Raw genomic sequence first — 7,213 nt, 5'->3', positions numbered from 1 at the left:
CGCGATCTGCTGCAGCGTCGCCCCGATGTCCGCGGTCCGCGTCGTCGTCATCGACTGCACCGACACCGGTGCGTCGCCCCCGACGGCCACCGGCCCGACGTGGATTTTGCGGCTGACACGGCGGTCGGCGAGCTTGGTCGGAACGTCCGGCATTCCCAGCGCGATGGCAGTCATCTGACGAGCTTCCCCAAGGTGTGATCAAGGACCCGAGATCGGCGGGCTCCGTGGCCGAGGTTACGTCACCGGGATTGCCGGAGGCACATCGCGCAGGTTTACACCGCCCGAAAGGACGGTTGCCGGACACCCGTACGTGTTCGCACGTGTGCCCGGCGTTCCCGAGCAGGCTTCCGGCCGTGCTGCTAACCGGTCAGCCGTACCGGGTTGACCACGTCCGCGACCAGCACCAGCAGCGTGAAACAGATGAAGATGCCAGCGACGACGTAGGCGACCGGCATGAGCTTCGCCACGTCGAAGGGGCCGGGGTCGGGGCGCCGGAAGACCTTGGCGAAGGCGCGGCGCAGCGACTCCCACAGGGCGCCCGCGATGTGCCCGCCGTCGAGCGGCAGCAGGGGCAGCATGTTGAAGAGGAACAGCGAGAGGTTGAACCCCGCGACCAGGAAGAGCATGGTCGCCACCCGCTGGGAGGGCGGGATGTCCAGGGAGAAGACCTCGCCGCCGACGCGGGCGGCGCCGACGACGCCCATCGGGGAGTCCTGCTTGCGCTCGCCGCCGTTGAAGGCGGCGTTCCACAGGTCGGGGACCTTGCCGGGCAGGGCGATCAGGGAGTCGACGCCCTGCCGGACCATGTTGCCCATGCGGTCGACGGACTGGCCGAAGTCCTGCCGGACGATGCCGCTGGCGGGGGTGAAGCCGAGGAAGCCGGCGGTGACGTACTGGTCGGCGACGTAGCCGCCGTGGCCGTCGGTCTTGGCGACCTTGTTCTTGATCAGGTCGGCGTGCAGGACCTTGCGTGCGCCGTCCCGCTCGATGGTGATCGTCGCGGGTCCGGTGGTGTCGCGGATGGCCTGCTGGAGGGCGTTCCAGTCGGGCATCGGGCGGCCGTCGAAGGAGACGATGCGGTCGCCGGCCCGCAGCCCGGCGGCCTTGGCCGGGGAGTCCTTGGCGTCGGCCGGGCACTTGTCGGTCTTGGCGGATGCGGCGATGACGCAGTCCGAGACGGAGCCGACCTGGGTGGTCTGGGTGTTGATGCCGAAGCCCATCAGGACGCTCATGAAGATCACGACTGCGAGGATCAGGTTCATGAACGGCCCGGCGAACATCACGATGACGCGCTTCCAGGGCTTGCGGGTGTAGAACAACCGCTTCTCGTCGCCCGGCTGCAGCTCCTCGAAGGCGGCCGAGCGGGCGTCCTCGATCATGCCGCGCCAGGGCGAGGTGGAGCGGGCGGCCAGCTTCCCGTCGTCGCCGGGCGGGAACATGCCGATCATGCGGATGTAGCCGCCGGCCGGGATGGCCTTGATGCCGTACTCGGTGTCGCCCTTCCTGCGGGAGAAGATCGTCGGTCCGAAGCCGACCATGTACTGCGGCACGCGGATGCCGAACATCTTGGCCGTCGACAGGTGCCCCAGCTCGTGCCAGGCGATCGAGAAGAGCAGGCCGACGACGAAGACGACGATGCCGAGGATGGTCATCCAGGTCGTCATGCGCGGGCCTCCGATGGTGTGCGTGCCGCTCGGGCGGCCAGTTCGCGGGCGCGGGCGCGCGCCCAGGTCTCCGCTTCCAGTACGTCCGAGAGGGTCAGGGACGTTCCCGGCGCGGGCGTGCCGTGCTCGGCGACGACTTCGGCGACCGTATCGACAATTCCTGTGAAGGGCAGCCCGCCCTTCAAGAATGCGTCGACGCATTCCTCGTTGGCGGCGTTGAAGACGGCGGGTGCGGTGCCGCCGAGGGTGCCGACGTGGCAGGCGAGCGGTACGGAGGGGAAGGCTTCCTGGTCGAGGGGGAAGAACTCCCAGGTGTGGGCCTTGGTCCAGTCGATGCCGGGGGCGGCGTCGGGGATGCGTTCGGGCCAGCCGAGGGCCAGCGCGATGGGCATGCGCATGTCGGGCGGGCTGGCCTGGGCGAGGGTGGAGCCGTCGGTGAACTCGACCATGGAGTGGATGTAGGACTGCGGGTGGACCACGACCTCGATGTGCTCGAAGGGCACGTCGTAGAGCAGGTGTGCCTCGATGACCTCCAGGCCCTTGTTGACCAGGGTCGCGGAGTTGATCGTGATGACGGGGCCCATCGCCCAGGTGGGGTGCGCGAGCGCCTGCTCGGGCGTGACGGTCGCGAGCTCGGCCTTCGTACGGCCGCGGAAGGGGCCGCCGGACGCGGTGACGACGAGCTTGCGTACTTCCTTCATCGGACCGCCCATCAGGCCCTGGAAGAGCGCGGAGTGCTCGGAGTCGACGGGGACGATCTGGCCGGGCTCGGCGAGCGCCTTGACCAGCGGGCCGCCCACGATCAGCGATTCCTTGTTGGCGAGCGCCAGGGAGGCGCCGCTCTCCAGGGCGGCGAGGGTGGGCGCGAGGCCGATGGAGCCGGTGATGCCGTTCAGTACGGTGTGGCACTTGGTGGCGGCGAGCTGGGTGGCGGCGTCGGGCCCGGCCAGGATCTCCGGCAGCGGCTCGCCCGTTCCGTACTGCGCGGCCAGCGCCTCGCGCAGCGCGGCTACGACGTCCTCGCGGGCCACCGCGACGGTGCGGACGCGCAGCTGTCGGGCCTGCTCGGCGAGGAGTGCGACGCGGCCGCCGGCGGCGGAGAGGCCGGTGACGCGGAAGCGGTCCGGGTTGCGCAGGACGAGATCGATCGCCTGGGTGCCGATGGAGCCGGTGGAGCCGAGGATCACGATGTCGCGTGGCTCGCCGGGTGCGGTGGTCGGCGGGGCGAAGCGCAGATGCGGATGGGCGAGGGATTCCGTCATGGGCACCATTGTGGCCGGTCCCGTCCGGAGTGCGGACACCAGCTCACGGGTGATCCGGCGGGGCGGGGGCGTTGAGAGGCACGAGGGGTGGTGCGCGGGGGCCGCTGTCCGTGCGAGAGCCCGTCGTCGCGCCGGTGGTTTCCGTGCGGACAGCGGGTGCGTGTCCGAGGGCGCTCGGGGGCGCCACGCGGCGCTGCGCCTGCGCCCCTGCCTGCCGTACGGGCCGGTCCCCGCTCGCGAGGACCGGCCCGTCCCCCGTCCCGTCACCGGACGGATCCGCCCGTCACCGGATCCGCCGGTGTACGTCTCACCGGGATGCGCCGTGCGTGTCTCACCTGATGCGCCGGTGCACGTTCTCCCTCCTCGCGGGCCCCGGCGTGGCGTCCGCGATCCAGGGGCCGTCGCCGCTGGGGTCGATGACGCCGTCCTCCAGCCAGGTGTAGGTACCGGTCAGGACTCCGGCCACGACCTTGCGGTCCAGGTCGTCGGTGTTGGTCCACAGCCGCGCGAAGAGCTCCTCGACGCGGATCCTGGCCTGCCGGCAGAACACCTCGGCCAGTTGGTGCGCCTCGCGGCCGTGTTCGCCGGTGGCCTTGAGGTGCTCGGCCCGTACGCACGCGGCGCTCATGGCGAACAGTTCGGCGCCGATGTCGACGATCCGGCCGAGGAAGCCCTGTTTGGTCTCCATCCGGCCCTGCCAGCGCGACATGGCGTAGAACGTGCTGCGTGCGAGCTTGCGGGAGGTCCGTTCGACGAACCGCAGGTGGGTGGCCAGCTCGCCGAACTCCGCGTACGTGCCGGGCACCTGGCCGGGCCCGGCGACCAGCTTGGGCAGCCAGCGGGCGTAGAAGCCGCCGGCCCGGGCCGCGGCCTTCCCCTTGTCGCCGAGGGACTTGTCGGGGTCGATGAGGTCACCGGCGACGGAGAGGTGGGCGTCCACCGCTTCGCGGGCGATGAGCAGGTGCATGATCTCGGTGGAGCCCTCGAAGATGCGGTTGATGCGCATGTCGCGCAGCACCTGTTCGGCGGGGACGGCGCGTTCGCCGCGTGCGGCGAGCGACTCGGCGGTCTCGAAGCCGCGGCCGCCGCGGATCTGCACCAGTTCGTCCGCCATGAGCCAGCCCATTTCCGAGCCGTAGAGCTTGGCGAGTGCGGCTTCGATGCGGATGTCGTTGCGGTTCTCGTCGGCCATCTGCGAGGAGAGGTCGACGACGGCTTCCAGCGCGAAGGTGGTGGCGGCGATGAAGGAGATCTTGCCGCCGACCGCTTCGTGCTTGGCGACCGGCTTGCCCCACTGCTCGCGCGCGGCCGACCATTCGCGGGCGATCTTCAGGCACCACTTGCCGACGCCGACGCACATGGCGGGCAGCGACAGCCGTCCGGTGTTCAGCGTGGTCAGCGCGATTTTCAGGCCCGCGCCCTCGGGCCCTATGCGGTTCGCGGCCGGGACCCGTACCTGGTGGAAGCGGGTGACGCCGTTCTCGATGCCGCGCAGGCCCATGAAGGCGTTGCGGTTCTCCACCGTGATGCCGTCCGAGCCGGCCTCGACGACGAAGGCGGTGATGCCGCCCTTGTGTCCCTCGGACTTCGGCACCCGGGCCATCACCACGAGCAGGTCGGCGACGACTCCGTTGGTCGTCCACAGCTTGACGCCGTCCAGTACGTAGTCGTCGCCGTCCGGTACGGCCATGGTGGCCAGCCGGGCCGGGTCGGAACCTACGTCCGGTTCGGTGAGCAGGAACGCGGAGATGTCCGTACGGGCGAGGCGCGGCAGGAACTGGTCCTTCTGCTCCTGTGTGCCGAACAGTTTCAGCGGCTGCGGTACGCCGATCGACTGGTGCGCGGAGAGCAGCGCGCCGATCGCGGGGCTGGCGGAACCGACCAGCGCCAGCGCCTTGTTGTAGTACACCTGGGTGAGCCCCAGGCCACCGTACTTGCTGTCGATCTTCATGCCGAGCGCGCCGATCTCCTTGAGGCCGGCGATGGTCTCGTCGGGGATCTGCGCCTCGCGCTCGATGCGCGCACCGTCGATCTTCGTCTCGCAGAAGTCGCGGAGCTTGGCGAGGAACTCCTCACCACGCTGGACCGCTTCGGCGGCGGGGGTGGGGTGCGGGTGGATGAGGTCGAGCCGGAAGCGCCCCAGGAACAGCTCCTTGGCGAAGCTGGGCTTCCGCCAGTCCTGTTCGCGGGCCGCCTCGGCGACCTGCCGGGCTTCGCGCTCGGAGACGTTGCGGGTGGTTGGAGCCGTCATGAGGAGGGTCACCTCACCGCGGAGTCGGGTGGTCCGTACCGGTCCACCGGGATCGGCTGCCGGTCAGTGGCCTGTCCGGGCTGGCTACCGGTCAGTGCTACTTGTGAGTCTGTACCCGATCCGCACGACTTGCACCAGTCCTCGCGCACTCGGACGCGGAGCGGTGCCCCCGGGGCCCGCCGTCCGGTCCCCCGCCGTCAGCCCCGCGGCGGGTCGATGAGGCCGCGCTGGTACGCCTTCACCAGACGGCGCGGCACGGTGTACCGGCTGCCGTCGATGGTGATCGGTACCAGGTCGGGCGTGCCGGCCTTCCAGTTGGAGCGGCGGTGCCGGGTGTTGGCGCGGGACATCTTCCGCTTCGGGACGGCCATGGTCTTCCTCCTGTGGCGCGGGGTGCGATACGGCAGTCAGCCTACATGAAAACGATTCCCATATTTATAAAAGGGGGGCCGTGCCCGGACAGACCGGAGGGCCGGGGCGCGCCCGATGCGCGCCCCGGCCCCTGCTGTCCGGTGTCCGGCCCGATGGCCGGAAGCGTCAGAGTTCCAGCCCGGTCATCACCATCACTCGCTCGTAGGTGTAGTCCTCCATCGCGTAGCGGACGCCCTCGCGGCCCACACCGGACTGCTTGGCGCCGCCGTACGGCATCTGGTCGGCGCGGTACGACGGCACGTCGCCGATGATCACGCCGCCCACCTCCAGCGCCTTGTGGGCACGGAAGGCGGTCTGCAGGTCGTGGGTGAACACGCCTGCCTGGAGGCCGTACTTGGAGCTGTTGACGGCGGCGAAGGCCGCCTCCTCGCCCTCGACCTTCTGGACCGACAGGACCGGTCCGAAGACCTCCTCGGTCGCGAGCGTGGTGCCCTCGGGCAGGTCGGCGAGCACGGTCGGCGCGTACGTGGCGCCCTCGCGCTTGCCGCCGGCCAGCAGCTGCGCGCCGGCCTGCACGGCCTCGTCGACCCAGGACTCCACGCGCCGGGCGGCGTCCTCGCTGACCAGCGGGCCGACCTCGGTCGCGGCGTCCGTCGGGTCGCCGGTGACCTGCGCCTCGACGCGCTCGACGATCTTCGGCAGCAGCCGGTCGTACACGGACGCGTCGGCGATCACGCGCTGCACGGAGATGCAGGACTGGCCGCCCTGGTAGTTGGAGAAGGTCGCGATGCGCTGCGCGGCCCAGTCGAGGTCCGCCTCGGAGGCGTAGTCGGCGAGGATCACGGCCGCGCCGTTGCCGCCGAGCTCCAGGGTGCAGTGCTTGCGCGGCACCGAGTCCATGATCGCGTAGCCGACCTTCTCGGAACCGGTGAAGGAGATCACCGGCAGCCGCTCGTCCTGGACCAGCGCGGGCATCCGGTCGTTCGGCACCGGGAGGATGCTCCAGGAGCCGGCCGGCAGGTCGGTCTCGGCGAGCAGCTCGCCGAGGATTAGGCCGGAGAGCGGGGTGGCCGGGGCGGGCTTGAGGATGATCGGCACGCCGGCGGCGATCGCCGGGGCGACCTTGTGGGCGCTCAGGTTGAGCGGGAAGTTGAAGGGCGCGATGCCGAGCACGGTGCCCTTGGGCACGCGGCGGATCAGCGCGAGGCGGCCGGTGCCGCCGCCGTCGGTGTCCAGGCGCATGGCCTCGCCGGCGTTGAAGCGGCGGGCCTCCTCGGCGGCGAAGCGGAAGACCGACACGGCGCGGCCGACCTCGCCGCGCGCCCACTTGATCGGCTTGCCGTTCTCCGCGGAGATCAGCTGGGCGATCTCCTCCGTACGCTCCACCAGGCGCTGGGTGACGTGGTCCAGCGCGGCGGCGCGCACGTGCGCGGGGGTGGCGGCGAACTCGGCCTGCACCGCGACGGACGCGGCCACGGCCTCCTCGACCTGCTCCTCGGTGGGCACGCTCACGGTGCCGACGGTGCGGCCGTCCCAGGGCGAGGTGACCTCGAAGGTCTCGGCGCCGGTGGCCTCGCGGCCGGCGAGCCAGAAAGCCGTGGTGGCTGCGTCATTACGGATCGGCACAGTGGTTACCGGCCCTTCTCGGTGGCGGGGTGGGTGGC

General features: G+C 70.7%; 6 protein-coding genes. All 6 read right to left on the bottom strand.

Annotated elements, in window-relative coordinates:
- Nucleotides 1-174 (bottom strand): flavodoxin-dependent (E)-4-hydroxy-3-methylbut-2-enyl-diphosphate synthase (locus tag IF20_RS38630; RefSeq protein ID WP_196943375.1); only part of this gene is annotated, 174 nt, incomplete at its 3' end.
- Nucleotides 175-359: 185 nt separating this feature from the next.
- Nucleotides 360-1,664, bottom strand: coding sequence for a M50 family metallopeptidase (locus tag IF20_RS34610; RefSeq protein ID WP_052869407.1), 1,305 nt, complete (start codon nucleotides 1,662-1,664; stop codon nucleotides 360-362).
- Nucleotides 1,661-2,926: a 1-deoxy-D-xylulose-5-phosphate reductoisomerase gene (gene dxr, locus IF20_RS34605; protein ID WP_052869406.1), complete on the bottom strand. Its 1,266-nt coding sequence runs from the start codon at nucleotides 2,924-2,926 to the stop codon at nucleotides 1,661-1,663. The genes IF20_RS34610 and dxr overlap by 4 nt, the downstream gene beginning before the upstream one ends.
- A gap of 331 nt (nucleotides 2,927-3,257) precedes the next feature.
- Entirely contained in the window at nucleotides 3,258-5,177 is a 1,920-nt protein-coding gene (locus IF20_RS34600) for an acyl-CoA dehydrogenase family protein (RefSeq protein WP_052869405.1), read from the bottom strand.
- Between the two features lie 197 nt (nucleotides 5,178-5,374).
- A complete protein-coding gene (rpmF, locus tag IF20_RS34595; RefSeq protein WP_052869404.1) occupies nucleotides 5,375-5,548 on the bottom strand; it encodes a 50S ribosomal protein L32 in 174 nt (57 codons plus the stop codon).
- Between the two features lie 166 nt (nucleotides 5,549-5,714).
- Nucleotides 5,715-7,175 (bottom strand): aldehyde dehydrogenase family protein, encoded by a 1,461-nt coding sequence (locus IF20_RS34590; RefSeq protein ID WP_052869403.1) that lies wholly within the window; start codon nucleotides 7,173-7,175, stop codon nucleotides 5,715-5,717.
- Nucleotides 7,176-7,213: the final 38 nt, after the last annotated feature.

It is taken from the genome of Streptomyces niger (assembly GCF_000718305.1).
In the GTDB taxonomy this organism is placed as follows: Bacteria; Actinomycetota; Actinomycetes; order Streptomycetales; family Streptomycetaceae; genus Streptomyces; species Streptomyces niger.
The sequence above is the reverse complement of the archived record's forward strand: the minus strand, read 5'-3'. Positions and strand labels throughout refer to the sequence as shown.

What these genes read in the sequence shown, in the direction of transcription:
- dxr (WP_052869406.1), bottom strand. Translation starts at nt 2,926, where the DNA reads ATGACGGAATCCCTCGCCCATCCGCATCTGCGCTTCGCCCCGCCGACC.
- IF20_RS34610 (WP_052869407.1), bottom strand. Translation starts at nt 1,664, where the DNA reads ATGACGACCTGGATGACCATCCTCGGCATCGTCGTCTTCGTCGTCGGC.
- rpmF (WP_052869404.1), bottom strand. Translation starts at nt 5,548, where the DNA reads ATGGCCGTCCCGAAGCGGAAGATGTCCCGCGCCAACACCCGGCACCGC.
- IF20_RS34600 (WP_052869405.1), bottom strand. Translation starts at nt 5,177, where the DNA reads ATGACGGCTCCAACCACCCGCAACGTCTCCGAGCGCGAAGCCCGGCAG.